This window comes from Pseudomonas ceruminis (assembly GCF_021602025.1).
In the GTDB taxonomy this organism is placed as follows: domain Bacteria; phylum Pseudomonadota; class Gammaproteobacteria; order Pseudomonadales; family Pseudomonadaceae; genus Aquipseudomonas; species Aquipseudomonas ceruminis.
This window is the reverse complement of the sequence record NZ_BQHW01000004.1, coordinates 78,198-102,667: the sequence shown is the minus strand read 5'-3', so window position 1 is coordinate 102,667 and position 24,470 is coordinate 78,198. Positions and strand designations below refer to the sequence as shown.

27 protein-coding genes are annotated in these 24,470 nt (G+C 62.0%); 11 read left to right on the top strand and 16 right to left on the bottom strand.

Going from position 1 to position 24,470, the window contains the following annotated elements; translation table 11 throughout:
* Positions 1-8: 8 nt before the first annotated feature.
* From L6D80_RS06475 to L6D80_RS06450, 6 genes are all read right to left on the bottom strand, one after another.
* Complete coding sequence (locus L6D80_RS06475) at positions 9-248, bottom strand: BolA family protein (protein WP_003255121.1); 240 nt, start codon at positions 246-248, stop codon at positions 9-11.
* Between the two features lie 119 nt (positions 249-367).
* A complete protein-coding gene (locus L6D80_RS06470) occupies positions 368-670 on the bottom strand; it encodes an STAS domain-containing protein (protein WP_176513047.1) in 303 nt (100 codons plus the stop codon).
* The gene (locus L6D80_RS06465; RefSeq protein WP_054901027.1) at positions 667-1,320 is read right to left on the bottom strand and encodes an MlaC/ttg2D family ABC transporter substrate-binding protein; all 654 of its coding nucleotides are present in this window, start codon (positions 1,318-1,320) and stop codon (positions 667-669) included. Before L6D80_RS06465 ends, L6D80_RS06470 begins: the two co-directional genes overlap by 4 nt.
* 9 nt (positions 1,321-1,329) lie before the next feature.
* Complete coding sequence (gene mlaD, locus L6D80_RS06460; protein ID WP_054901028.1) at positions 1,330-1,815, bottom strand: outer membrane lipid asymmetry maintenance protein MlaD; 486 nt, start codon at positions 1,813-1,815, stop codon at positions 1,330-1,332.
* Positions 1,815-2,612 carry a lipid asymmetry maintenance ABC transporter permease subunit MlaE gene (gene mlaE, locus L6D80_RS06455; protein WP_054901029.1) on the bottom strand — a complete coding sequence of 266 codons (798 nt, stop codon included), beginning with the start codon at positions 2,610-2,612 and terminating at the stop codon, positions 1,815-1,817. The genes mlaD and mlaE overlap by 1 nt, the downstream gene beginning before the upstream one ends.
* On the bottom strand, positions 2,612-3,421 hold the full coding sequence (locus L6D80_RS06450) for an ATP-binding cassette domain-containing protein (protein ID WP_043213285.1): 810 nt from the start codon (positions 3,419-3,421) through the stop codon (positions 2,612-2,614). Before L6D80_RS06450 ends, mlaE begins: the two co-directional genes overlap by 1 nt.
* Before the next feature lie 247 nt (positions 3,422-3,668).
* Between L6D80_RS06450 and L6D80_RS06445 the strand changes: the two genes are divergently transcribed.
* The 10 genes from L6D80_RS06445 to L6D80_RS06400 all read left to right on the top strand — a co-directional run bounded on the left by L6D80_RS06445 (position 3,669) and on the right by L6D80_RS06400 (position 10,684).
* Positions 3,669-4,643, top strand: coding sequence for a KpsF/GutQ family sugar-phosphate isomerase (locus L6D80_RS06445; protein WP_054901030.1), 975 nt, complete (start codon positions 3,669-3,671; stop codon positions 4,641-4,643).
* A 15-nt stretch (positions 4,644-4,658) separates the two neighbouring features.
* The gene (locus L6D80_RS06440) at positions 4,659-5,183 is read left to right on the top strand and encodes a KdsC family phosphatase (protein ID WP_054901031.1); all 525 of its coding nucleotides are present in this window, start codon (positions 4,659-4,661) and stop codon (positions 5,181-5,183) included.
* A gap of 7 nt (positions 5,184-5,190) precedes the next feature.
* A complete protein-coding gene (lptC, locus tag L6D80_RS06435; protein ID WP_054901032.1) occupies positions 5,191-5,763 on the top strand; it encodes an LPS export ABC transporter periplasmic protein LptC in 573 nt (190 codons plus the stop codon).
* Positions 5,750-6,274, top strand: a complete 525-nt coding sequence (lptA, locus tag L6D80_RS06430; RefSeq protein ID WP_054901033.1) for a lipopolysaccharide transport periplasmic protein LptA — start codon at positions 5,750-5,752, stop codon at positions 6,272-6,274. Before lptC ends, lptA begins: the two co-directional genes overlap by 14 nt.
* Positions 6,275-7,000, top strand: a complete 726-nt coding sequence (lptB, locus tag L6D80_RS06425; RefSeq protein ID WP_054901034.1) for an LPS export ABC transporter ATP-binding protein — start codon at positions 6,275-6,277, stop codon at positions 6,998-7,000.
* Positions 7,001-7,175: 175 nt separating this feature from the next.
* Positions 7,176-8,669: an RNA polymerase factor sigma-54 gene (locus L6D80_RS06420; protein WP_054901035.1), complete on the top strand. Its 1,494-nt coding sequence runs from the start codon at positions 7,176-7,178 to the stop codon at positions 8,667-8,669.
* Positions 8,670-8,748: 79 nt separating this feature from the next.
* Positions 8,749-9,057, top strand: a complete 309-nt coding sequence (hpf, locus tag L6D80_RS06415; protein ID WP_003255135.1) for a ribosome hibernation-promoting factor, HPF/YfiA family — start codon at positions 8,749-8,751, stop codon at positions 9,055-9,057.
* Between the two features lie 12 nt (positions 9,058-9,069).
* A complete protein-coding gene (gene ptsN / locus L6D80_RS06410) occupies positions 9,070-9,534 on the top strand; it encodes a PTS IIA-like nitrogen regulatory protein PtsN (RefSeq protein ID WP_054901036.1) in 465 nt (154 codons plus the stop codon).
* Positions 9,535-9,536: 2 nt separating this feature from the next.
* Positions 9,537-10,391, top strand: coding sequence for an RNase adapter RapZ (gene rapZ, locus L6D80_RS06405; RefSeq protein ID WP_054901037.1), 855 nt, complete (start codon positions 9,537-9,539; stop codon positions 10,389-10,391).
* A gap of 20 nt (positions 10,392-10,411) precedes the next feature.
* On the top strand, positions 10,412-10,684 hold the full coding sequence (locus L6D80_RS06400) for an HPr family phosphocarrier protein (RefSeq protein WP_054901038.1): 273 nt from the start codon (positions 10,412-10,414) through the stop codon (positions 10,682-10,684).
* 61 nt (positions 10,685-10,745) lie between these two features.
* On the opposite strand, the gene L6D80_RS06395 is transcribed toward L6D80_RS06400, so the two are convergent.
* The 6 genes from L6D80_RS06395 to pmbA form a co-directional block, all read right to left on the bottom strand.
* Complete coding sequence (locus L6D80_RS06395; protein ID WP_176513229.1) at positions 10,746-11,639, bottom strand: ZIP family metal transporter; 894 nt, start codon at positions 11,637-11,639, stop codon at positions 10,746-10,748.
* An 11-nt stretch (positions 11,640-11,650) separates the two neighbouring features.
* Complete coding sequence (locus tag L6D80_RS06390; protein ID WP_176513046.1) at positions 11,651-12,262, bottom strand: superoxide dismutase; 612 nt, start codon at positions 12,260-12,262, stop codon at positions 11,651-11,653.
* Position 12,263: 1 nt separating this feature from the next.
* On the bottom strand, positions 12,264-12,725 hold the full coding sequence (locus tag L6D80_RS06385; protein WP_054901041.1) for a hypothetical protein: 462 nt from the start codon (positions 12,723-12,725) through the stop codon (positions 12,264-12,266).
* 44 nt (positions 12,726-12,769) lie between these two features.
* Positions 12,770-14,146 (bottom strand): class II fumarate hydratase, encoded by a 1,377-nt coding sequence (locus tag L6D80_RS06380; protein WP_054901042.1) that lies wholly within the window; start codon positions 14,144-14,146, stop codon positions 12,770-12,772.
* Positions 14,139-14,540 carry a FagA protein gene (locus L6D80_RS06375; RefSeq protein WP_082422766.1) on the bottom strand — a complete coding sequence of 134 codons (402 nt, stop codon included), beginning with the start codon at positions 14,538-14,540 and terminating at the stop codon, positions 14,139-14,141. Before L6D80_RS06375 ends, L6D80_RS06380 begins: the two co-directional genes overlap by 8 nt.
* 129 nt (positions 14,541-14,669) lie before the next feature.
* Positions 14,670-16,016: a metalloprotease PmbA gene (gene pmbA / locus L6D80_RS06370; RefSeq protein ID WP_176513045.1), complete on the bottom strand. Its 1,347-nt coding sequence runs from the start codon at positions 16,014-16,016 to the stop codon at positions 14,670-14,672.
* A gap of 108 nt (positions 16,017-16,124) precedes the next feature.
* Here pmbA and yjgA point away from each other — a divergent pair, with 108 nt between their 5' ends.
* The gene (gene yjgA, locus L6D80_RS06365) at positions 16,125-16,646 is read left to right on the top strand and encodes a ribosome biogenesis factor YjgA (RefSeq protein ID WP_054901044.1); all 522 of its coding nucleotides are present in this window, start codon (positions 16,125-16,127) and stop codon (positions 16,644-16,646) included.
* Positions 16,647-16,771: 125 nt separating this feature from the next.
* On the opposite strand, the gene tldD is transcribed toward yjgA, so the two are convergent.
* The 4 genes from tldD to rng form a co-directional block, all read right to left on the bottom strand.
* Complete coding sequence (tldD, locus tag L6D80_RS06360) at positions 16,772-18,211, bottom strand: metalloprotease TldD (RefSeq protein ID WP_054901045.1); 1,440 nt, start codon at positions 18,209-18,211, stop codon at positions 16,772-16,774.
* A gap of 2 nt (positions 18,212-18,213) precedes the next feature.
* A complete protein-coding gene (locus tag L6D80_RS06355; protein WP_176513043.1) occupies positions 18,214-19,065 on the bottom strand; it encodes a carbon-nitrogen hydrolase family protein in 852 nt (283 codons plus the stop codon).
* A 14-nt stretch (positions 19,066-19,079) separates the two neighbouring features.
* A complete protein-coding gene (locus L6D80_RS06350; protein WP_176513040.1) occupies positions 19,080-22,889 on the bottom strand; it encodes a YhdP family protein in 3,810 nt (1,269 codons plus the stop codon).
* Positions 22,890-22,977: 88 nt separating this feature from the next.
* Positions 22,978-24,435 (bottom strand): ribonuclease G, encoded by a 1,458-nt coding sequence (rng, locus tag L6D80_RS06345; RefSeq protein ID WP_054901048.1) that lies wholly within the window; start codon positions 24,433-24,435, stop codon positions 22,978-22,980.
* Positions 24,436-24,470 lie beyond the last annotated feature (35 nt).

Sequence of the window (24,470 nt, the reverse complement as noted above, 5' to 3'; positions counted from 1 at the left end):
ACGTTGGCTCAGGTGCGCTCAGCCCAGGCTGCGCTGCTGAAAAATTTCATGGTTACCGCATGGATGCTGCCATTGGCGATCCAGGGATTCAGGTGAGCATAGATCGCCTGCTGGCGCTTGACCGGGCTCAGGCCAGCCAACTCGTCGCTGATCACGTTCAACTGGAAGTTGCAGCCTTCGCCTTCAACTTCGACCCGGGATCCCGGCAATTTCTCTTCAAGGAAGCTCTTAACTTCTACGGCCTGCATGCTCAACCTCAATCGGCGCCCGATGCGCACGGGTCGGCCATCATACAAAAAAGCCCCTCGCCTGCGAAGCCCAACGAGGGCGTGCGCTGACCGAGGGGCTGTTCACGCGTAACGAGCCATCAGCTCGCCAGTACTTCATCGAGGTCGTAGACCCCGGCAATTTCCCGCATGTCATCAGGCATGCCACGCACCTCGTAGGCCTTGCCGGCCGCCTGGGCGTCACGGATGAAGGCCAGCAGCAACGACAGGCCAACACTGGATGACTTTTGCACAGCCGTGCAATCGAGCACCAGGTGCGACTCGCGGGAAGTGTCTACCAACGCCTTGCCCTGCTTGCGCAAGGCTGGGCCGCTGCGATAGTCCAGCACGCCCGCCAGGCGCAGAACACCCGGCTCGGCCATGCTTACGCTGGTTTCACTCATTTGACGGTCTTCTCGGGCGAGGTATCGGCGGCTTCCTTGGCCTTGGCAACTTCGCCAGCCCAGCCGTCAATGGTCTTGTCCAGGTTGTTGCCATTGCGCTGCATGGCATCGGCGAACTGGTCGCGGAACAGCTTGCCGATGTTGATGCCATTGACGATGACGTTACGCACCTTCCACTCGCCACCCAGGTTCTCGAGGGTGTATTGCACCGGGTACACAGCACCGTTGTTGCCGGTGACTTTCATGCCGACACTGGCACGCTTGCCATCGTCAGCCTTGGCTGGGTCCACGACGATACCCTGGTTGTTGTATTCGAGCAGGGCATTGCCATAGAACTGCATCAGGCTGCGCTTGAAGTTTTCCTGGAAGCGCTGCATCTGCTCAGGCGTGGCCTTGCGCGAGTACTTGACGGTCATGATGCTTCTGGAGATGCCGTCGGCATCGACCACCGGGCCCAGGATGCGATTGAGCGCATCGTAGAAGGCCTGCGGGTTGGTCTTGTACTGTTCCTTGTTGGCCTTGAGGTCACCCAGCAATTCGTTGGTCGTGCCCTGGACCACGTCGTGCGGGGTTTGCCCCGGCGCCGCCACAGCCAGCAAGGGGAAAGCCGCCAGCAGGACCAGCAGGCCACGTCGCAGGATCGAAATCATGGAAACTCCTTAATTAGCCGGTTGCGCTTCTTTGGGTTCCTTGCCAACGGTGTTGAGCAGGAACTTGCCAATCAGATCTTCCAGCACCAGCGCCGACTGCGTGTCATGGATGGTAGCGCCATCCTTGAGTACCTGCTCTTCGCCACCCACGCTGATGCCGATGTACTTCTCGCCCAGCAACCCGGCGGTCAGGATCGAGGCAGTGGAATCGGTCGGCAGGTTGTCGACCTTCTTGTCCAGCTGCAACGTCACCCGACCGGTGTAGGAATCACGGTCCAGATCGATGGCGGTGACCTTGCCGATCGTCACACCGGCCATGGTCACTTTAGCTCTGACAGTCAAACCGGCGATATTGTCGAAGTACGCGTAAACTTTGTAGGTATCGCTGCTCGGGCTGGCCGACAGCCCGCTGACACGCAGGGCCAGCAGCAGCAGCGCCAGGATCCCGGCCAGGAGGAACAGGCCGACACCGATTTCCAGGGTGCGGTTTTGCATCAGAAATCTCCAAACATCAAGGCGGTCAGAATAAAGTCCAGACCCAGTACTGCCAACGAGGCGTAGACCACGGTCTTGGTGGTGGCACGGCTGATCCCCTCTGAAGTGGGCTCACAGTCATACCCTTGGAATACGGCGATCCAGGTGCTGACGAAGGCAAACACCAGGCTCTTGATCAACCCATTGAGCACATCGTCGGTGAAGGACACGCTGTTCTGCATGTTGGCCCAGAACGAGCCTTCATAGACGCCCAGCCAGTCCACCGCGACCCATGAGCCGCCCCAGATGCCGACCACGCTGAAGATCAGCGCCAGCAGCGGGAGCGAAATGAAGCCGGCCCACAGGCGTGGTGCGACGATGTACTTGAGCGGGTCGACACCGATCATCTCGAGGCTCGACAGCTGCTCGGTGGATTTCATGTTGCCGATCTCGGCAGTCAGTGCCGAACCGGCACGGCCTGCGAACAGCAGCGCAGTCACTACCGGGCCCAGCTCACGCAGCAGGGTCAGGGCAACCATTTGCCCGACTGCCTGCTCGGAGCCGTACTTGGTCAGGATGCTGTAGCCCTGCAGGGCCAGCACCATGCCGATGAACACACCGGAGACCACAACGATGGCCAGCGACAGCACGCCCACCGAATACAGCTGCTTGGTCAGCAGCTGGAAACCGCCACCGATGCCGCCACGTCCGACCAGTGCATGGAACAGGAACAGGCAGGAACGGCCAAGCACCGCCAGTACATCGATCGCCGAGCGGCCGAGCAGACGGATACGTTCGAGTAAGGATTTTCTGCGCATCAACGCGCCCCCAGCAAATCGGCGCGGTAGTCAGGCGCAGGAAAATGGAAGGGTACCGGGCCGTCCGGGTCGCCCTTCATGAATTGGCGAATACGCGGGTTGTCCGACCCCATCAGCTCGTCGGGCGTACCCTGCCCCAGCACCTGACCATCACCGACCACATAGATGTAGTCGGCAATACTGGCGGTTTCGGCCAGGTCGTGGGACACCACGATGCTGGTGATGCCTAGGGCGTCGTTGAGCAGGCGGATCAGGCGCACCAGTACGCCCATGGCGATCGGGTCCTGGCCGACAAACGGCTCGTCGTACATGAGAATCTGCGGATCGAGCGCGATCGCTCGGGCCAGCGCTACGCGACGCTTCATGCCGCCGGAAAGCTCGTCGGGCATCAGGTCGATGGCACCCCGCAGGCCCACGGCCTGCAGCTTCATCAACACGATGTCACGGATCATCTCGTCCGACAGCTGCGTATGCACACGCAGCGGGAACGCAACGTTCTCGAACACGTCGAGGTCGGTGAACAGGGCGCCACTCTGGAACAGCACCCCCATCTGCTTGCGTGCATCGAACAGGTCGCTACGCGACAGGCTCGGCAGGTTCTGCCCGGCAACCCACACTTCACCACTGGACGGACGCAGTTGCGCGCCCATCAGGCGCAGCAGCGTGGTCTTGCCACAACCCGACGGCCCCATGATGCCGGTGACCTTGCCACGCGGAATGCGTATGTCGACATTGCTGAAAATGCTGCGCGAACCGCGCTTGAAGGTGACGCCCTTCAACTCGACCGCGTAGGCGCTATCCACACTCATCTAGACTCCTTGCTAGTGCAGCCTCGTTCTAGTGGACGCTGGCGTTCATCTTGAAGGCACACGCGCCCCTCGCGGGCCGAATAGCGGCGAACTATAGCACCGCTCACAGTGCGGCCCCAAGGCCATGGAACGAGTCGTTCAGGCCAGCGACAGGGTTTGATGACATTTGATAGGACAATCGAAAGGATGAGGCTTTCTTCCATTGCAGCTATAATCGCCGCCTTTTCATCAGGCATTGCTTTTCGACATGAGCCAATCCAATGAGCTGATCCAGTCCGCCCAGCGAACCCTGCGCCTGGAAATCGAGGCAGTACAGGGCTTGGCGGCCAGTATCGATGCCAATTTCGTCAAAGCCTGCGAGCTGATTCTGGCCAGCAAGGGCCGAGTCGTTGTGGTCGGCATGGGCAAATCGGGGCACATCGGCAACAAGATTGCCGCCACCCTGGCCAGCACCGGTACGCCGTCGTTCTTCGTGCACCCGGCCGAGGCCAGCCACGGCGACATGGGCATGATCACCCGCGATGATGTCATTTTGGCCCTGTCCAATTCCGGCAGTACCGCCGAAATCGTTACCCTGCTGCCCCTGATCAAACGCCTTGGCATCCAGCTGATCAGCCTGACCGGCAACCCTGACTCGCCCCTGGCCCAGGCCGCCGAGGCCAACCTCGACGCCCGTGTTGCCCAGGAAGCCTGCCCGCTGAACCTGGCGCCCACCTCCTCTACCACAGCGGCACTGGTACTGGGCGACGCCCTGGCCATCGCCCTGCTCGAGGCACGCGGCTTCACCGCCGAAGACTTCGCGTTTTCGCACCCCGGCGGTGCGCTGGGTCGTCGCCTGCTGCTCAAGGTCGAGAACGTCATGCATGCTGGTGACGAGCTACCGCAAGTACAACGCGGCACCCTGCTCAAGGACGCACTGCTTGAAATGTCCCGTAAAGGTTTAGGGATGACCGTCGTACTGGAACAGGATGGAACCCTGGCAGGGGTCTTCACCGACGGCGACCTGCGCCGCAGCCTGGACCGCAACATCGACATACACAGCACGTTGATCGATCAGGTGATGACCGTGCACGGCAAGACTGCCCGCGCCGACATGCTCGCCGCCGAGGCACTGAAGATCATGGAAGACAACAAGATCAGCGCACTGGTCGTTGTCGACCCACACGACCGCCCTACCGGCGCCCTGAACATGCACGACCTGCTGCGCGCAGGGGTCATGTAGATGAGAACCTTGCACATGAACCAGGATCTGATGCAACGCGGCAAAGCCATCAAGCTCGCCGTGTTCGACGTAGATGGCGTCCTGACCGACGGGCGCCTGTACTTCCTCGAGGACGGCAGCGAGTTCAAGACCTTCAACACGCTGGACGGGCATGGCATCAAGATGCTCATGGCCAGCGGCGTGACCACGGCGATCATCAGCGGGCGCAAGACCCCGGTGGTCGAGCGCCGCGCGAAGAACCTCGGCATCCCGCACCTGTTCCAGGGCCGTGAGGACAAATTGGTGGTGCTCGACGGCCTGCTGGCCGAACTGGGCCTAAGCTATGAGCAGGTCGCCTATCTGGGTGATGACCTGCCCGACCTACCGGTCATTCGCCGGGTAGGGCTGGGTATCGCGGTCGCCAATGCTGCTCCGTTCGTTCGCCAGCATGCCCACGGCGTGACCCAAGCACGCGGCGGTGAAGGCGCTGCGCGCGAGTTCTGCGAACTGATCATGCAGGCCCAGGGCACCCTGGACGCTGCCAACGCCAACTACCTGTAGGTTGCCCATGTTCAGCAAGAAAGCCCGCAATGTTGCGCTGCTCGCGGTGATCGCCGCCCTGCTGGTGGCAATCGGCTACTGGAATGTCAGCCCCGAGAGCTTCCTCGACAAACCGGTGGCGCAAGTCGACGAAAGCGCCATCGATTACTATGCGATCAACGCCCATAGCGTGCAGTTTCTGCCCGACGGCAAGCTGCAATACGAAATGACGGCCGACAAGGTCGAACACCTCAAGGCGACCGAGGTCACACTGGTGACCACGCCCGACCTGCACATGTACCGGGGCACCGAATACCCTTGGCACGTACAGAGCGCGCGCGCCGAGGTCAACCCGGACGGCACCGAGGTCGAACTGATCGACCAGGTGCGCGTGGCCCGTACCGACGAAAAACAGCGTGAAACCATCATTACCAGCTCACGCATGACCGTGTTCCCGCAGAAGCAATATGCGCAGACCGATCAAGCCGTTAGAATCGACGGCGCCGGTGGTACAACTACGGGCAAAGGAATGAAAGCGTATTTGAAAGAAGGCAGGATGGACCTGCTCTCTAACGTAAGAGGACAGTATGAGGCTCGTTAAAACCCTCCCCCTTTTGCTCAGCCTGAGCGCAGCACTGGGAAGCGCGAGCGCCTTCGCCCTGCCGACCGACCGTGACCAGCCGATCCGCATCCAGGCCGACAACGCGCACCTGGACGACAAGCAAGGCGTGGCCACCTATACCGGCGACGTGATCATCACCCAAGGCTCCATGATGATCAAAGGCAACACCGTGACCATGACCCGTGCCGCCAATGGCGACATCGACGTGGTGACCTCGGTGGGCAACCTGGCCTACTTCGAGCAGCAGCAGAGCGCCGCCAAGCCCGACAAAATGAAAGGCTGGGCCGTGACCATCCAGTACCAGGCGCAGAAAGACACGGTGATCCTGACTGACCGCGCCAAGGTCGAGAACGAAAGCAACACCACCGAAGGCGAGAAGATCGTCTACAACACCAAGACCCAGGTTGCGACCGCCGGTCGCGGTGGCAACGTGACCCAGCCACGTCAGCGCATCGACATGGTGATCCAGCCGAAGAAGAAGGCCGAGTAAATGGCAACCCTCAAAGCCCAGCACCTGGCCAAGAGCTACAAGGGGCGTCAGGTCGTGCGTGACGTCAGCCTGTCGATCGACAGCGGCCAGATCGTCGGCCTGCTCGGCCCCAACGGCGCCGGCAAGACCACCTGCTTCTACATGATCGTCGGCCTGGTCCAGGCCGATCAGGGCCGCGTCCTGATCGACAGCCTCGATGTCAGCCACCAGCCCATGCACGGCCGCGCTCGCGCCGGTATCGGCTACCTGCCGCAGGAAGCCTCGATCTTCCGCAAGCTGTCGGTGGCCGACAACATCATGGCCATCCTCGAGACCCGCAAGGAACTCGACCGCGATGGCCGCCGCAAGGAGCTGGAAAGCCTGCTGCAGGAGTTCCACATCAGCCACATCCGCGACAACCTCGGCATGAGCCTGTCCGGGGGCGAGCGCCGCCGGGTCGAAATTGCCCGCGCCCTCGCGACCGCACCAAAGTTCATTCTGCTCGACGAACCTTTTGCCGGCGTCGACCCGATCTCGGTCGGCGACATCAAGCAGATCATCCACCACCTCAAGGCCAAGGGCATCGGCGTACTGATCACCGACCACAACGTCCGTGAAACCCTGGATATCTGCGAAACCGCGTACATCGTCAACGATGGCCAGCTGATCGCCGAAGGCGATGCCCAGACCATCCTGGCCAACGACCTGGTCAAAGAGGTCTACCTGGGTCACGAGTTCCGGCTCTGACCCCGGGACGCGCCTGGAGCACTGGCTTTCCCGCCCTGGCGGGGTTTAAGTTGTTACAGTGCTCTAGGCAAACGCTACAATTTAAGGCATAAAACTTGCTTGAATTTGGCGCCTCGGCGCCCTCGTGTAGTGGATGGCGCATGCGCGCCGGCGAACAAGGTATTAAGCCCCTGCCATGAAACCATCGCTCGTCCTAAAAATGGGCCAGCAACTGACGATGACCCCGCAGTTGCAACAGGCCATCCGCCTACTTCAGCTCTCCACCCTGGACCTTCAGCAGGAAATCCAGGAAGCGCTGGAGTCCAATCCGATGCTCGAACGTCAGGAAGACGGCGACGACTTCGACAACAGCGACCCCATGGCGGACAACGCCGAGAACAAGCCGGCCGCCGAGGTCCAGGACAACAGCTTCCAGGAAAGCACCAGCAGTGCCGAAAGCCTGGAAGACGGTGAGTGGAACGAGCGAATCCCCAATGAACTTCCGGTCGACACGGCCTGGGAAGACATTTACCAGACCAGCGCCAGCAGTCTGCCGAGCAACGATGATGACGAGTGGGATTTCACCACCCGCACCTCGGCCGGCGAGAGCCTGCAAAGCCACCTGCTGTGGCAGCTGAACCTGGCACCGATGTCCGATACCGACCGACTGATCGCCGTCACCTTGATCGACAGCATCAACGGCCAGGGCTACCTGGAAGACACGCTCGAAGAGATTTGCGCAGGCTTCGACCCGGAGCTGGACATCGAGCTTGACGAGGTCGAAGCGGTATTGCACCGCATCCAGCAGTTCGAGCCAGCAGGTGTCGGCGCGCGCAACCTGGGCGAATGCCTGTTGCTGCAATTGCGCCAACTGCCGGCCAACACACCCTGGATGGCCGAGGCCAAGCGCCTGGTCACCGATTTCATCGACCTGCTCGGCAGCCGCGACTATAGCCAGCTGATGCGCCGGATGAAACTCAAGGAAGACGAGCTGCGCCAGGTCATTGAGCTGGTACAGAGCCTCAACCCACGCCCTGGCTCGCAGATCGAGTCGAGCGAGCCAGAATACGTGGTACCCGATGTCATCGTGCGCAAGGACAGCGACCGCTGGCTGGTCGAGCTGAACCAGGAAGCGATCCCCCGCCTGCGGGTCAACCCGCAGTATGCCGGGTTCGTCCGCCGTGCCGACACCAGCGCCGACAACACCTTCATGCGCAACCAGCTGCAGGAAGCTCGGTGGTTCATTAAAAGCCTGCAAAGCCGCAACGAAACGCTGATGAAGGTCGCCACCCAGATCGTCGAGCATCAACGCGGTTTCCTCGACTACGGCGACGAGGCGATGAAACCTCTGGTGCTGCACGACATCGCCGAAGCGGTGGGCATGCACGAATCGACCATTTCGCGGGTGACCACGCAGAAATACATGCATACCCCCCGCGGCATCTACGAACTGAAATACTTTTTCTCAAGCCATGTGAGCACCGCCGAAGGCGGAGAATGCTCGTCCACGGCCATCCGCGCGATCATCAAGAAACTGGTAGCGGCGGAAAATCAGAAAAAGCCATTGAGTGACAGCAAGATCGCTGGTTTACTGGAGGCACAAGGCATCCAGGTAGCCCGTCGCACCGTCGCCAAGTACCGCGAGTCCCTCGGCATCGCACCGTCGAGCGAGCGCAAGCGACTGATGTAGCCCCTGAGATGTGCCATAGCGTTTGTGGGGCAGGTGCAATACCTGCCTCTTTATGCACGGGCAACAAAGGAGAAGCTGTATGCAAGTCAATATCAGTGGACAGCATGTAGAAGTCACTCAACCGCTGCGCGATTATGTGCTTGAAAAGCTCGCCCGCGTGGAGAGTCACTTCGACAAGATCACCAACGTGCAGGTCATCATGAAAGTCGAGAAGCTGCAGCAGAAGGTCGAAGCGACCTTGCAGATTCCCGGCGGCGAAGTGGTTGCCAACGCCGAACACGAAGACATGTATGCAGCGATCGACGCCCTGGCCGACAAGCTCGACCGCCAACTGAAAAAACACAAGGAAAAACAGCAAAGCCTGCTGCAAGGTGCAGCCGCCCGCTGATCCCCCTCATCCATGATCCGACTTGAAACCATCCTGACCCCCGGCCGTTCCCTCGTGAACGTGCCGGGCGGCAGTAAGAAACGCGCCCTTGAAAAGGTCGCCAACCTCATTGCCGAACAAGTACCCGAGTTGGAGATGCAGGTCGTCTTCGAAAAACTCATCGCTCGTGAAAAGCTCGGCTCCACCGGCTTCGGTAATGGCATTGCCATTCCCCACTGCCGGATCGAAGGATGCACTGCCCCCGTCAGCGCCTTGCTGCACCTGGACGCTCCAATCGACTACGACGCCATCGATGGTGCGCCGGTCGACCTGCTGTTCGTCCTGCTGGTGCCCGAGGCTGCCACCGACGCCCATCTCGAATTGCTGCGCCAGATTGCCAGCATGCTCGATCGCAAGGAGGTCCGCGATCGCCTGCGTGCTGCCAATAGCAGCGAGGCCCTGTACCAGGTTGTCCTGGACGTACAGAACGAGCACTGAACATGCGCCTGATCATCGTCAGCGGCCGGTCCGGCTCCGGCAAGAGTACCGCCCTCGATGTGCTGGAAGACAACGGCTATTACTGTATCGACAACCTGCCCGCCGGCCTGCTGCCGCAACTGGCTGAAAACGCACTGATCAATACCGAGCTGCTGCAACCCAAGGTGGCCGTTTCGATCGATGCGCGTAACCTGCCGAGCCACTTGTCGCGCTTCCCGGACCTGCTGGCAGAAGCCCGTGGCCGCCATATCCAATGTGACGTGCTGTTTCTCGACGCCGACGAAGACACGCTGCTCAAGCGCTTCTCCGAGACGCGACGGCGCCACCCGTTGACCAACGCAGACCGCTCGCTGGCGGAGGCAATCCGCGTGGAAAGCGAGTTGCTCGGGCCGATCTCCGACCTTGCCGACCTGAAGATCGACACCACCAACCTCAACCTCTACCAACTGCGCGACTCGATCAAGCTGCGCTTGCTCAACCAGCCCGAGCCCGGCACCGCCTTCCTGGTCGAATCATTTGGCTTCAAGCGAGGCATGCCGGTCGACGCCGACGTGGTGTTCGATGTGCGCTGTCTGCCCAACCCCTACTGGAAGCCTGAGCTGCGCGAGCATTCCGGCCTGGATCAACCGGTAATCGACTACCTTGCCGCACAGCCGGATGTCGAAGAAATGTTCAACGACATTTCCAGCTACCTGCTCAAATGGCTGCCACGCTTTGCTGCCAGCAATCGGGCCTATGTCACTATCGCCATCGGCTGCACCGGCGGCCACCACCGCTCGGTGTACATCACCGAACGCCTTGGCCAATTGCTGCAACAGTCCCTGAAAAACGTCCAGGTCCGCCACCGCGACCTCTAGCCCACAGGATCCGCACCACGATGCCCGCCCGCGAAATCACCATCATCAACAAGCTGGGGCTACACGCCCGGGCGGCAGCCAAGTTCGTCGGCGTGGCCGGGCGTTTCCCCTGCCAGGTGCGGGTCGGGCGTGCGCCTGACAAGCTGGTTGACGGCAAGAGCATCATGGCCGTGATGATGCTGGCTGCGGGCAAAGGCACCCAGGTGCACCTGCACACCGAAGGTGAGCAGGACAGCGAAGCCCTGGAGGCGCTGGTGACGTTGATCAACAACTACTTCGACGAAGGCGAATAACGGCGTCATCTTCGCCGAGTGACCAGCCGCGCTGACAAAGACAGCTCCCGCTCCAGGTCCTTCACGACATCGCTGTATCCATCACCATCATCAGGCAAAACCCGATACATAGCCCAAGGCTGGCCAAGCGGTGGTGCCCGTTGCTGCGCGACTCGGGGATGATTTCCTGGGTCACCACCAACAACATCGCGCCCGCTGCACAGGCCAGGCCCAGAGGCAATAGCAGCTGTGCAACATTCACCAGCCAGGCACAGATCACTGCCGCCAGGGGCTCCACCAGCCCCGATGCGGCACCAATCAGAAATGCCTTGAACCGCGGCATCCCCGCCCCTGCCAATACCAGCGCAATGACCAGGCCTTCGGGCACATCCTGCAAGGCAATGCCCATGGCCAGGCTGTCGGCATCGGGCATGCCGCCACCGGCTGACACACCAATGGCCATGCCTTCAGGTATGTTGTGGGCGATGATGGCGATGACGAACAACCAGATTCGCGCCGCGATCACCGGCTGGTTTTCACTGCCGACCAAGGCCTCTGGCGAAGCGCCAGACACCTTGAGGTCGACAACGAACAAGCAGAAGGCGCCGAACAACAAGCCGAAACTGACCAGGCCACCGGCACCCCACGGGCTGAAACCGAGGGCTTGTGCCGCGTCCAACCCCGGTATGATCAGGGAAAACGCTGTGGCGGCCAGCATCACGCCGGCACCAAAGCCCAGCAGGGTATCGGCCAGGGCCACCGGCATGTTGCGAATGACCAGCACCGGTACCGCGCCCAGCGCCGTCCCCAACGCGCACAATGCGCCGCCTTCCAGAGCACGCAGCATACGCGGCTCCAGGTCCAGCCAGGCGATACCCCGTGCCACCAGCAGAGCCGTGCCGACCAGGAGCAACAAGGTGCCTAGCGCCAGGCGGAACAGGCGCACACTGCTGACAGACATCACCTCCGAGCGCATACCGGGTCGACTCACTTCAAGGCTTCGAGATAACGACGTTCCACTTCCGCCCAATCAATGACGTTGTAGAAAGCACTGATGTATTCCGGGCGACGATTCTGATACTTCAGGTAGTAGGCATGCTCCCACACATCCAGGCCGAGGATCGGCGTGTTGCCGTGCATCAGCGGGCTGTCCTGGTTGCCGCTGCTTTCCACCACCAGATGTTTCTCCGGGGTGACGCTGAGCCAGGCCCAGCCGCTGCCGAAGCGGGTCAGCGCAGCTTTGGTGAAGGCGTCCTTGAATGCCTCGAAACCACCCAGCCCTGTGTCGATGGCGTCGGCCACCTGGCCCTGTGGCTGACCACCCCCTTGCGGCGACATGACCGTCCAGAACAGTGAGTGGTTGGCGTGGCCACCACCGTGGTTGGTCACCGCACCGCGCAGGGCCTCGGGTAGTTGCTTGACTGCGCCGACGAGTTTTTCGACCGGCCATTCGGCCCACTCGGTACCTTCGATGGCAGCATTGAGGCCGTTGACATAGGTCTGGTGATGCTTGGTGTGATGAATCTCCATGGTCTGGGTATCGATGTGCGGCTCCAGCGCATCGTAGGCGTAAGGCAATGCAGGCAAGGTATGGGGCATATCAATGGATTCCGTAGGCTTGAGGGCTGGATGCCAGGCCCGGCTGGGCTGCCAGTTCACTGGCGGCTGGCACGTGGCGGTTGAGCAGGCGCTCGGTTCGCGGATACTGGCCGTACTCGGCGATGAAACTCAGGAGCTCGGTGTAGGTTCGCCCGCTGTGACGCAGTGCGGCATCTCGCAACGGCTGCGCCAGGCGGGGCTCCTGGCTGGCTTGCAGCAAGCGCTGATGAGCAGCGCACAAGTAATCGGCACTCTCGTGCGGCTGGTTCAGGCGCAGGTGCAGGTCCGCCAGGTTGTGGTGGGCAATGACAAATGCCGCCACCGCTTCATCGACGTCATGCCAGCGCTCGAACAGCACTTGGGCCAAGGCCAGCGCTTGCAGATAGTGTTCGCGAGCATCGACCAGCTCACCCTGCTCGAACAGGCGATTGGCGGTTTCAGTGGTGCGTTTCCAGTGCTGCATGACGTTCCTCCTGCGCGCTGATGACTCATGCGCGCTGACGCGGGTCAGATTCCGCCGGCGGTGAGTTTTTCAGGGTCCAGCAGCGCCTCGAGCTGATCACGCGACAGATCGGTGTGCTCAAGCGCCACATCGATGATCGGGCGACCTTGCTTGTAGGCGGTCTTGGCGATCTCCGCGGCCTTGAGGTAGCCGATGATCGGATTTAGCGCTGTGACCAAGATCGGGTTGCGCGCCAAGGCTTCCTTGAGCTTGCCTTCGTTGACCTTGAAGGTTGCAATGGCCTTGTCGGCCAACAGGCGGCTGGCATTGGCCATCAGCTCGATGCTCTCCAACAGATTGCGGGCGATCACCGGCAACATCACGTTGAGCTCGAAGTTGCCCGATTGGCCTGCCACGGCGATGGTCGCGTCGTTGCCGATGACCTGAGCGGCAACCATGGCAGTGGCCTCGGGAATGACCGGGTTGACCTTGCCCGGCATGATCGAGGAGCCAGGCTGCAACCCTTGCAGCTCGATTTCTCCAAGACCTGCCAATGGGCCTGAGTTCATCCAGCGCAGGTCGTTGGCGATTTTCATCAGCGCCACGGCGGTCGTCTTGAGTTGCCCGGACAGCGCTACGGCGGTGTCCTGGGAGCCGATGAGGGCGAACAGGTTCTCACCCGGGGTGAACTTGACCTGGGTCAAGGCGCTGAGTTGACGTGCGAAACCCGCGGCAAACTGCGGATGGGCGTTGATTCCGGTGCCTACAGCGGTCCCCCCCTGAGCCAGGGCTTGCAGGCTCGGCAGGATCGCTTCGAGATGCCCCTTGGCAGCATTGACCTGTGCAGCCCAACCCTCAAGCACCTGGCTCATGCGCACCGGCATGGCATCCATCAGGTGAGTACGGCCCGTCTTCACGTACTGGCGCACTTGCACCGACTTGGCTTCGATCACCTGAACCAGGTGACCCAGTGCGGGCAGCAACTGCTCGTGCAGCGCCAACGCGGCGCTGACATGGATAGTGGTCGGGATGATGTCGTTGCTGCTCTGGCCACAGTTGACGTGATCGTTGGCATTGACCGGCTCGCCGAGCACTCGGCTGGCCAAGGTGGCGAGCACCTCGTTGGCGTTCATGTTCGAGCTGGTGCCGGAGCCAGTCTGGAATACATCGACCGGGAAGTGCGGGATGAAATCGCCGGCCAGCAGTTGCTCCACCGCCTGGACGATCGCCTGGCCCTGCCCTGCCGAGATCTGCTCCAGCTCGATATTGGCCTTGGCAGCAGCGGCCTTGGCCAGCAACAGGGCACGAATGAACTGGGCTGGCATACGTTGGCCGCTGATCGGGAAGTTGTCGACCGCGCGCTGGGTCTGGGCACCATACAGGGCCTGGGCCGGCACCTGCAGTTCACCCATGCTGTCACGCTCGATACGGGTATCACTCATCATCAAATCCTTGCATCAGTTCATCGGGAGAAATCGACGGCAACAACCGGCAATTGGCCAGTTGCAGGGCATAGGGCTGCCAGCGCTGGTTGTGTTCGCGGCGATCGAGGTTGCGCAGGTCGAGCAACGGCCGCCAGGCCTGGTCCAGGCACTGACAGCGCCAATGCCAGGGAAGCATGCGGTCGCACGCGGTATCGAGCAGCAGGCGGAAGGAGGTGAGTGCCACCGTCCATGGCGCAGTTTCGGTGCAGCACACCAGGTACCGGCCCTCGGCCAGGTAGTGCTCGATCAGGCGCGGCTCATCAGGTTCGAGCGCACAGCGGATGCGCCGGCTGAGCCAGCGCCAGTTTTCCAGGTAAGGCAGTTCGCGCAGGACGGGTTTCATGAACATCATCGCCGGGGTTACTGGATAATGATATTCATTATTAAGTGATAAATAGAATCACTTCAAGAGGGGTGCGACGAAAGTAAAAAACCCGGCGCGAGGGCCGGGTTATGCAAATCAGTCTACAACGTGAAAGGATCAGCTACCGGCGACAGTCATGCGCTCGATTAGTACCGATCCCGTATGAATATTGCTGCGGGTTTCAAGATCGCTACCAATCGCGACAATCTGCTGGAACATGTCTTTCATATTACCGGCGATGGTCACCTCCTGAACGGCATGCTGGATTTCGCCGTTCTCGACCCAGAAGCCCGCCGCCCCACGGGAATAATCCCCGGTCACCATGTTCAGGCCATGCCCCATCAACTCGGTCACCAGCAACCCGCGCCCCATGCGACGGATCAGTGCTGCCTGGTCTTCCACGCCATGGGTGACGTAGAGGTTATGCACGCCACCGGCATTCGCTGTGCTAGGTAGCCCCAGCTTGCGCCCTGAATAGGTACCCAGCAGATAGGACACCAGCTCACCTTTGTCGACGAAGGGCTTGGCATAGGTAGCCAGCCCATCACCGTCGAATGCGGCGCTGCCCAGCGCGCGTGGAATGTGCGGGCGCTCGTCAAGGGTCAGCCAGCTGGGGAATAGCCGTTGCCCGATGGCACCGTCAAGGAACGACGACTTGCGGTACAGGTTGCCGCCGGAAATGGCCGACAGGAAGCTGCCGAACAGGCCACCGGCCAGCTCGGCAGAGAACAGTACCGGTACCTCGCAGGTCTTCACCGGGCGTGCGCCAAGACGGCTGGCGGCACGCTGGGCGGCACGCAGGCCGATGCTGCGCGGGTCGGCCAGCAGGTTGCCCTGACGGTTTACGTCATACCAGTAATCCCGCTGCATCTGCCCTTCGCCCTCGGCGATCATCACGCAGCTCAGGCTGTGCCGAGTCGAGGCATAACCGCCGATGAACCCATGGCTGTTGCCGTACACACGGCAACCCTGGTGGGTATTGAGGGTCGTGCCATCGGCGTTGAGAATGCGCTTGTCGGCGTCAAATGCCGCAGCCTCGCAGGCCAGCGCCATTTCGATGGCCTTCTCTGGCTCGATATCCCAGTCGTGATAGAGATCGAGGTCCGGGATTTCACGGGCCATCAGCGCCGCGTCGGCCAGGCCCGCGCACTCGTCCTCGGAGGTGTGCTTGGCAATCGCCAACGCGGCGGCAACGGTTTCACGAATTGCTTCCGGGCCACTGGCCGAGGTGCTGGCCGACCCCTTGCGCTGGCCAACATAGAGGGTGATGCCAAAGCCCTGGTCGCGGTTGAACTCAACCGTTTCGACCTCACGCTGGCGTACGGTGGTGGACAGGCCCTGCTCCAGCGACACCGCCACTTCGCAGGCACTGGCGCCCTGCTGGCGCGCCTCGGCGATGATCGCTTCGACCTGTTCCTGCAACGCTGGCAGGTCCTTCGGGCCTACGCTCTGGACTGCACTCATGGTTTTCTCCACTCAAATTCTGCGTTCGGCAGGGGTCATTCTACGACCGGGCCGGACAAGCGGCCCCCGACTGGTTATCATGGCGGCGATTTCTAGCGGACTGCCACCATGGTTGATTCATACGACGACGCCTTCGACGGCGAAAAAAGCAAAACCCAGATCAAGCGCGAACTGCATGCACTGGTCGAACTCGGCGAGCGACTGACCACGGTCAAGGCCGATACCCTGGCACGCCTGCCGCTGACCGACGAACTGCGCAAGGCGCTGGCCGACGCCTCCAAGCACACTGCCCATGGCGCACGCAAACGCCACATGTCGTTCGTCGGCAAGCTGATGCGCGACCAGGACCTGGACGCCATCCACGCGGTACTCGAGCAGATCGACAGCTCCAGCCGCCAATACAACGAGCGCTTCCACAACCTGGAACGCTGGCGTGACCGCCTGATCGACGGTAATGACGAAGACCTTGAGCGCTTCGTCAACGAGTACCCCGAAACCGACCGTCAGCAACTGCGTTCGCTGATCCGTCACGCGCAACACGAGAAAGCGCGGAACAAACCGCCTGCCGCTGCGCGCAAGGTGTTCAAGTACATCCGCGACCTCGATGAATTGCAGCGCGGCCTGCGCTGACAGGTCGGTACGCAACCCCTTGGGGAGCGGGCCTGTCCCGCAACCCTCGGCGAAGCCGGTGCCAGCCAGCACCGGGTCGCTTTCTGCACAGGTCAAGCCCGCTCCCACGCAGGCCCTGAAGGCCATCAGGCGCCGGTACCACCGACGGTGATCGCGTCCAGCTTCAAGGTCGGCTGCCCTACCCCAACCGGCACCGATTGCCCATCCTTGCCACACGTCCCCACGCCACTGTCCAGCGCCAGGTCGTTGCCGACCATCGACACCCGGCTCATTGCCTCAGGGCCATTGCCGATCAGCGTCGCGCCCTTCACCGGAGCAGTGATCTTGCCGTCTTCGATCAGATACGCTTCGCTGGTGGAGAACACGAACTTGCCGCTGGTGATATCTACCTGGCCGCCGCCGAGATTGGCGCAGTAGATGCCCTTCTTCACCGACGCGATGATTTCCTGCGGGTCGCTTTCGCCGGCACGCATGTAGGTGTTGGTCATGCGTGGCATCGGCAGATGAGCGTAGGATTCTCGACGGCCATTGCCGGTCACGGCCATGCCCATCAGGCGCGCATTGAGCTTGTCCTGCATGTAGCCCTTGAGCACACCGTTCTCGATGAGCGTGGTGCATTCGGTCGGCGTGCCTTCGTCGTCAACGCTCAGCGAGCCACGACGGCCTTCGAGGGTACCGTCGTCGACGATGGTGCACAGGCTCGATGCGACTTTTTCACCAATACGGCCACTGAAGGCGGAGCTGCCCTTGCGGTTGAAGTCGCCTTCCAGGCCATGGCCTACCGCTTCATGCAACAGTACCCCCGACCAGCCGGAGCCCAGCACTACCGGCAAGGTGCCAGCAGGCGCAGGGATCGCTTCCAGGTTCACCAAGGCCTGGCGCAGTGCCTCACGGGCATAGCCCATGACCCGCTCCTCGGTGAAGAAGCGATAGTCGGTACGCCCGCCGCCACCTTGGCCGCCGCGCTCACGGCGGCCATTCTGTTCGACGATGACACTGACATTGAAGCGCACCAGCGGCCGCACATCGGCCGCCAGGCTGCCGTCAGCGGCTGCAATCAGAATGCGCTCCCAGACCCCGGCCATGCTCACGCTGACCTGCTGGATACGCGGATCCAGCGCCCGCGTAGCGGCATCGACGCGCTTTAGCAGCTCGACCTTCTCGGCACGGCTGAGGACATCCAGTGGGTTGTCTGGCGCATACAAGGCCGTTACATCCTGGCTGCGGAAGGCCTGGACCGTGCCATTCTGGCCAGCACGGGAAATCGAACGGGCGGCACGTGCCGCCGAGGTCAGTGCTTCATGGTTGATGGCGTTGCTGTAGGCAAAACCGGTTTTCTCACCCGACTGGGCACGCACGCCCACGCCTTGGTCGAGGTTGAAGCTACCCTCCTTGACGATGCCGTCCTCCAGCGCCCAGGTTTCCGAGATCTGGCCCTGGAAGTACAGGTCGGCGGCGTCGATGCCCGGGCCTGCCAACTCCCCCAGCACAGCCTGCAGGCTGTCCAGGGTCAGTCCGCCTGGGGCCAGGAGCTGCTCGCTGACGGTGGATAACATCTGGCTCATAGTCACTCCGAGGTGTGCGCAGGCCGCAAGGCGTCCTGCGAGAAAAAGCGCCGGTGCGAGGCAACCGGCATGCGCGCCCGAATGGACGCCTGTTCATCACTGTCACGCTCGGCGAGCAATACCGCTTCGCCTTGCGCCTGTTCGGCGACGATCCGCCCCCAAGGGTCGACGATCGCCGCATGCCCGTGGGTTTCCCGTGGGCCTGGATGGGTACCACCCTGCGCGGCGGCCAGGACATAACATTGGGTCTCGATGGCGCGTGCACGAATCAGCACTTCCCAATGCGCTGCCCCTGTGACCGCAGTAAACGCGGCCGGTGCCGTAATCAGTTGTGCACCGGCGCCGCGCAGAGCGCTGTACAGCTCGGGGAAACGCAGGTCATAACAAACACTCAACCCCAGGCGCCCCACCGGCGTGTCAGCCACCACTACGCGAGCGCCATGGGCATAGTCGTCGGACTCACGGTAGCGGCCACGGTTATCGGCCACGTCGACATCGAACAGGTGCAGCTTGTCGTACCGCGCAACCACTTCGCCGTGCTCGTCGATCAGCAGCGAACAGGCATGGGCCTTGGCATCGGGCTGGGCGGCAGGCGGCAACGGCAATGTGCCGGCCACTATCCATAATCTGAGGTCGCGAGCCGTGCGTTTCAACCACGGCAGGATCAGCCCTTCACCCAGCGCCTCTGCCCGGCCAATTGCGGCAGCGTCCTTGCGGCCCATGGCCGCGAAGTTTTCTGGCAGTACCGCCAGCCGTGCGCCGCCGTATGCGGCTTGTTCAAGCAGGGCGCCCGCGCGTTGCAGGTTGGCCAGCACATCGTCCTGGCTGACCATCTGGATTACCGCTACCTTCATGGGCGCTCCTGACACTATTTGTTGAAGGGTTTCACAAAGGTGATTCTAGGCTCTTTCCACGGCCCTTCGACCCGATAGTGCACACTGGCAAAGCGCGAAACCCGGTCGCCGATCAGCCGATCGACCAGGAACAGCGCCCCGCCGACCGCCGGTGCACCGACGATCAGCGCCGCCAGGGGCAGGTTGTTGGTCACTGGCAGTGATACCTGCAGGTTGGCGTCGACCCGGTCACGAACCAGGTCCAAGGTGCCGTCGAGCTCAAAATTGCTCGATGGCCCAGTAACGGCGATCGGCTCACGGGTCACGTAGACACCGTCACTGGCGACCAGCAGACCTTTGATCCGGTCATAGGCCAGGCCTTTGTCGAACAGGTCGGAAAAGTCCAGGCGCAAGCGGCGGCCAATGGAGTTGAAATTGAGCAGGCCGAACACACGCAGGGCTTGGGCCCCACCTTCCACCTCGACGAACTGCCCTGTACGCAACGCCGCATCCATGCTGCCAGAGAAACGTTTGAGGCCGACCCAGGCAGGTGAGCCAGGCCAGCGACCGTCCACATCCAGGCGAAAATCGCGACTGGTCACGGTGGGGGCGAAGCCCCAGGCCTCAAGCACGTCACCCAGGTTCTTGCCATCCAGGCGTCCCTTATACCAACTGCTGGTGGCACCCGGGTTACCCTCCCACGCGCCGCTACCGTCGATGTGTAGCCCCTTGAGGTCCAGGTCGATGTCCTGCGCCGCCACGCCGCGGGCGGTCGGCCGGAGTTTCAGGGCAACCTTGCCGAACAGATCATCACCGCGATACAGCTTGTCGATGGTCAGGTCCAGCGCCGGCACCTTACGCGGATCGAAAGAGGCCAGCGGGTCAGGGCCCTCCTCCGCTTGCGCTTCGGCGGGGTCAGCGGCAGGCAGGCGCAGGGTCTGCAAGCGCACCGTCATCGCCGCACCCTTGGCGTCGGGCAGGCGCGCGTTACCGATGACTTCCCTGCTGTCCAGCCGCAGATCCCAGGCAGGGCCGCCACGGGCCATGCGTACCACCGCCTGGTTCAGGTCCATGCCAAAGGCCTTCAGTTGGCCAATGCTCAAGTCGACGCTCTGCAGGGTCTGACGGGCACTGCCGCCTGGGTCATCACCGCCCAGGCGCGACATCTGCTCTTGCCAGGGCGCCAGGTCCAGGCTCTGCAACCGCCCGCGTACACGCAAGCCTTGGCCGGAAGGGACCTGCGCCTGTCCAGTCCCCAGCAGCAACTCACCACGGCCCTGGGCCAAGTTGTCGGCGGGTGCGGCATAGGCAAAGCGCGCAAGCTCGGCGTAGGCTCCATCGAAGCGCCGCTGGGTGCCTTGCAGGTTCATGCTGAAACGGCTGTCTCGGGTATCCGCCGCAGTTTTGCCGAACGGGGCCGGCAGGTCGATGGCAAGGCCTTTGAGCGACGAGTTCACGTTCAGGCTGTTGTCACTGCTCCCCAGATTGAGCTGCAACTGGTAGGGCAAGTCACCCGAAGCAGGCAACGCCTGCTTGAACTGCAACCAGTCGGTCAGGGCCTTGAGCGATACCTGGCCGCTGGCACTGATGCGCGTCTGCATCTGCCCTGGCTGCCCTTGGGCGGTGATCTGCGCAGTGACAGGCTTGCCGAACGCCTGTAGGGCGATGTCCCGGCCACTGAGCCCCTTGTCCAGGTCGAAACTGAACTCGCCTTTGAGGCGGCTTAGCTCCAGGCTGGGCGGCGCCACCTTCAAGCGGGCATCGTTGGTGGCGAAATCGACCAGCACCTTCGGCCGCTCGCCATGGGCCAAGGGGATATCGAGCTTGACGCGCCCCTTGAGCGGCCCCTCGCCTTCCCAACCGGCAAAGATCTCCTCGGTACCAATCGGCGCCTGCTTGAGAATCTTCAAGCCATCGCCAAGGCTGCCGTCAAAATCGCCATCAAGGTACAGGTGGCTGTGCTGATCGCCATCGACATGGGGAATGTCGACGCTGACATCGCTGACCTGAGTACCCAGCAACAGGCCTTTTCTGGCCTTGATGCGCACGCCGCTGTCTTCGATCAGCACATCACCCTCGACATGCTGCACCTGTGGCCAGCCAGGCTGGAAGTCCAAAGCAGCGTCGTGCACCTTGAAGAACAGGCTGATACTGCGCGCCTGCGGCGAAGCACCGTGGTTGAGCGAACCCTGGTACTGGAAATAGCCCTGGTCCACATTGCCTTTGACGATGGCACTGCGCAGCCATTCATCCAGGGCCGGGCTGAGCACCTCGGGCAGGTATTTGGCCGTGTAACGGCCATCGCCTTCGGTCAGGCCGACGCGCAGGTCCATATAGCTCTCGGTGCCTTCGGCGAACAGCAGGCGAATCAGGAAATCCCCGGCAATCTTGCCCTCTTCACCCAGTACCTTCAGGTAAGGGGCGATCAGGGTGAAGCCGTCCTTGTCGAGCGCCCAGGTCAGGCGCGCGTTGGCTTTCTGGTAATGCCAGGGTTTGGCGAAGATCGGGTAGAGGTGCAGCATGAATGCGTCGGTATCCAGACGCAGCTCGCCGTGCCCCAGATCGCCGCTGATACTGCCGCTCACATTGCCTGCAGCCGGGGCGCCATGGTAGGCATCGAAGCCGACCTTTTCCAGGTTGGCGGCAAACTGCAAACGCTGGTCGCCTTCGGCCTTGGGTCGCACTTCAAGACGCACATTGCGCAGCGCGCCAGTGACGTTCAAGGCATCGACCACGGTCATGAGTTTTTCTGGCAGCGGCGCCAGGGCATTGATCAGCGGGGTGAGTGGCGTGAGGTCGAGGCGGTCTGCCTGCACCTGCCAGCGCTCGGCCGAGGGGTCTTCACCCATGCGTTGGCGCACCTGCAGGTGCGACTCCCAACGGGCCTTGCCAATGTTGGCAGCCAGCGAATCGACCACCACATCGAAGCCCTGGTCCTGGCGCTGCAGCCAGGCCGACATGGCCAGGTTATCCAGCGTGACAGCTTTACGCTCGGCATAGGCACCCCGCAGCTGTGGGGCGTTGAGTCGGACCGCTGCCTGCTGCAGTTGGCCTTTGCGCCAGTCGACCCAGAACTCGCCTCCGGCGCGCAGTGCATCCGCATGCCATTGGCCGAGAAGCCGTGGCGGCAACCAGCGTGCCCAGTCGCTTTGTGGCAGGCTTAGATAAGCCTCGAACTGGCCGTCGCGCCAGGCCTTGGCCGTTGCCCTGCTGCGCAGGTTGAGCGCCATGGGCTGGCCATCGGGCAAGGTCGCGCGCAGGTCCAGGGCCTGGCGCGAGGTGCCGGCTTTAAGGCCGAGGCTGACATAGGTAAGCGTCAACGGGTCACGCTGCCAGGGCTGCAGGGTGACCTGGCTGTCGAACACATCAATGCGCCCCAATTGGCGCAGGCGCTGCAGCAGCTCGGCCGGGTCCAGCGGCGCGTCGTCTTTTTTCGGCAGGCCTTCCAGGGCCCATTCGCCCTGCTCGTTCTCACGCAGGATCAGTTGCAACCCCGAGAGCTGGATATGCGCCAGGCGCAGCTCGCGGGAGGTCAGGCTCGCCCACAGATCGGGCACCAGCCTGACATCATCCAGGCGCAGAGCAGCAGCGCCCTCGCCCAGTTGCAGGTCACGCACCCGCAGTACCGGCGCCAGGCCACTCCAGCGCCCTTCCAGGGCACCGACATGCACCGGCATGCCTAACGCCTGCTCGGCCTTCTGTTCGGCGTCTGCACGGTACTCGGCCACCAACGGCACCAGCTCGCGCCCGAGGCTGACGTAAACCGCCACCAGCACTGCCAGCAAGGCGCAGATCCCTAGTCCCCAACGGGTCAAGGCAACAAGAACGCGGGTCAGACGTCCCATGGCCACGGCCCTCCGGTTCGTTTATCCATGATGGCTGCCTGGGCCGTTTTTGCCAGCCCAGCCATCAAATGGCGCGCGTCAAGAAGCCTCAGAGCAGCACCACATCGTATTGTTCCTGCGAATACATCGACTCGACCTGGAAGCGAATGGTTCGGCCGATGAAGGCTTCCAGCTCGGCCACATTACCTGACTCTTCGTCGAGCAGACGGTCGACCACCTTCTGGTTGGCCAGCACCCGATAGCCTTCGGCCTGATAGGCACGGGCTTCACGGAGGATCTCGCGGAAGATTTCGTAGCAGATTGTTTCTGGGGTTTTCAGCTTGCCGCGGCCCTGACAAGCCACGCAGGGCTCGCACAGCACCTGCTCGAGGCTTTCGCGGGTGCGCTTGCGAGTCATCTGCACCAGCCCCAGCTCGGTGATGCCGATGATGTTGGTCTTGGCATGATCTCGCTCGAGCTGCTTTTCCAGGGTACGCAGCACCTGACGCTGGTGCTCTTCGTCTTCCATGTCGATGAAGTCGATGATGATGATCCCGCCGATGTTGCGCAGGCGCAGTTGCCGGGCAATGGCCGTGGCCGCTTCGAGGTTGGTCTTGAAGATGGTCTCTTCGAGGTTGCGGTGGCCAACGAATGCACCGGTGTTGACGTCGATGGTGGTCATCGCCTCGGCGGGGTCGACCACCAGGTAGCCTCCAGACTTGAGCGGTACCTTGCGCTCCAGTGCACGCTGGATTTCATCCTCGACGCCATACAGGTCGAAGATCGGTCGCTCGCCGGGGTAATGTTCCAGCCGGTCGGCGATCTCCGGCATCAATTCGGCAACGAACTGCGTGGTTTTCTGGAACGTTTCCCGCGAATCGATGCGGATTTTCTCAATCTTCGGGTTGACCAGGTCCCGCAACGTACGCAGCGCCAGGCCGAGGTCTTCGTAAATGACCGTAGGAGCGCCGCAGGTTTTGATCTGGCTGCCGATCTGCTCCCACAGACGGCGCAGGTAGCGGATGTCCTGCAGGATCTCTTCGGCGCGCGCGCCCTCGGCGGCGGTACGCAGGATGAAACCACCGGCGTCCTTGATGTCCTCGCTGTCCATGCAGTTGCTGACCACCTGTTTGAGGCGTTCACGCTCGGCTTCGTCTTCGATTTTCAGGGAAATACCGACATGGCTGCTGCGCGGCATGTACACCAGGTAGCGCGACGGGATCGACAGCTGCGTGGTCAGGCGGGCGCCCTTGGTACCGATCGGGTCCTTGGTCACCTGCACCACCAAGGCCTGGCCTTCATGCACCAGTGCGGTGATGGTTTCTACCGCCGAGCCTTCTCGCTGGGATATTTCCGAAGCATGAATGAACGCGGCGCGCTCAAGGCCGATGTCGACAAACGCCGCCTGCATGCCCGGCAGCACGCGGACTACCTTGCCTTTGTAGATATTGCCGACAATGCCACGGCGCAGGGTGCGCTCGACGTGCACTTCCTGCAGCACCCCGTTTTCCACCACCGCCACACGTGACTCCATCGGGGTGATGTTGATCAGGATCTCTTCACTCATGGCAGGCTCTCGTCAAAGGTCTTCGGTAATGATGG

Excerpts from the sequence above, each read along its gene's own strand:
- L6D80_RS06475 (WP_003255121.1), bottom strand. The coding sequence starts at position 248 with ATGCAGGCCGTAGAAGTTAAGAGCTTCCTTGAAGAGAAATTGCCGGGA.
- lptB (WP_054901034.1), top strand. The coding sequence starts at position 6,275 with ATGGCAACCCTCAAAGCCCAGCACCTGGCCAAGAGCTACAAGGGGCGT.
- L6D80_RS06355 (WP_176513043.1), bottom strand. The coding sequence starts at position 19,065 with ATGAAGGTAGCGGTAATCCAGATGGTCAGCCAGGACGATGTGCTGGCC.
- hpf (WP_003255135.1), top strand. The coding sequence starts at position 8,749 with ATGCAAGTCAATATCAGTGGACAGCATGTAGAAGTCACTCAACCGCTG.
- L6D80_RS06450 (WP_043213285.1), bottom strand. The coding sequence starts at position 3,421 with ATGAGTGTGGATAGCGCCTACGCGGTCGAGTTGAAGGGCGTCACCTTC.
- L6D80_RS06350 (WP_176513040.1), bottom strand. The coding sequence starts at position 22,889 with ATGGGACGTCTGACCCGCGTTCTTGTTGCCTTGACCCGTTGGGGACTA.
- rng (WP_054901048.1), bottom strand. The coding sequence starts at position 24,435 with ATGAGTGAAGAGATCCTGATCAACATCACCCCGATGGAGTCACGTGTG.
- L6D80_RS06420 (WP_054901035.1), top strand. The coding sequence starts at position 7,176 with ATGAAACCATCGCTCGTCCTAAAAATGGGCCAGCAACTGACGATGACC.
- ptsN (WP_054901036.1), top strand. The coding sequence starts at position 9,070 with ATGATCCGACTTGAAACCATCCTGACCCCCGGCCGTTCCCTCGTGAAC.
- L6D80_RS06400 (WP_054901038.1), top strand. The coding sequence starts at position 10,412 with ATGCCCGCCCGCGAAATCACCATCATCAACAAGCTGGGGCTACACGCC.
- L6D80_RS06380 (WP_054901042.1), bottom strand. The coding sequence starts at position 14,146 with ATGAGTGATACCCGTATCGAGCGTGACAGCATGGGTGAACTGCAGGTG.
- L6D80_RS06385 (WP_054901041.1), bottom strand. The coding sequence starts at position 12,725 with ATGCAGCACTGGAAACGCACCACTGAAACCGCCAATCGCCTGTTCGAG.
- tldD (WP_054901045.1), bottom strand. The coding sequence starts at position 18,211 with ATGAGCCAGATGTTATCCACCGTCAGCGAGCAGCTCCTGGCCCCAGGC.
- pmbA (WP_176513045.1), bottom strand. The coding sequence starts at position 16,016 with ATGAGTGCAGTCCAGAGCGTAGGCCCGAAGGACCTGCCAGCGTTGCAG.
- L6D80_RS06470 (WP_176513047.1), bottom strand. The coding sequence starts at position 670 with ATGAGTGAAACCAGCGTAAGCATGGCCGAGCCGGGTGTTCTGCGCCTG.
- L6D80_RS06375 (WP_082422766.1), bottom strand. The coding sequence starts at position 14,540 with ATGATGTTCATGAAACCCGTCCTGCGCGAACTGCCTTACCTGGAAAAC.
- L6D80_RS06440 (WP_054901031.1), top strand. The coding sequence starts at position 4,659 with ATGAACCAGGATCTGATGCAACGCGGCAAAGCCATCAAGCTCGCCGTG.
- mlaD (WP_054901028.1), bottom strand. The coding sequence starts at position 1,815 with ATGCAAAACCGCACCCTGGAAATCGGTGTCGGCCTGTTCCTCCTGGCC.
- lptA (WP_054901033.1), top strand. The coding sequence starts at position 5,750 with ATGAGGCTCGTTAAAACCCTCCCCCTTTTGCTCAGCCTGAGCGCAGCA.
- L6D80_RS06395 (WP_176513229.1), bottom strand. The coding sequence starts at position 11,639 with ATGCGCTCGGAGGTGATGTCTGTCAGCAGTGTGCGCCTGTTCCGCCTG.
- lptC (WP_054901032.1), top strand. The coding sequence starts at position 5,191 with ATGTTCAGCAAGAAAGCCCGCAATGTTGCGCTGCTCGCGGTGATCGCC.
- rapZ (WP_054901037.1), top strand. The coding sequence starts at position 9,537 with ATGCGCCTGATCATCGTCAGCGGCCGGTCCGGCTCCGGCAAGAGTACC.
- L6D80_RS06390 (WP_176513046.1), bottom strand. The coding sequence starts at position 12,262 with ATGCCCCATACCTTGCCTGCATTGCCTTACGCCTACGATGCGCTGGAG.
- L6D80_RS06445 (WP_054901030.1), top strand. The coding sequence starts at position 3,669 with ATGAGCCAATCCAATGAGCTGATCCAGTCCGCCCAGCGAACCCTGCGC.
- mlaE (WP_054901029.1), bottom strand. The coding sequence starts at position 2,612 with ATGCGCAGAAAATCCTTACTCGAACGTATCCGTCTGCTCGGCCGCTCG.
- yjgA (WP_054901044.1), top strand. The coding sequence starts at position 16,125 with ATGGTTGATTCATACGACGACGCCTTCGACGGCGAAAAAAGCAAAACC.
- L6D80_RS06465 (WP_054901027.1), bottom strand. The coding sequence starts at position 1,320 with ATGATTTCGATCCTGCGACGTGGCCTGCTGGTCCTGCTGGCGGCTTTC.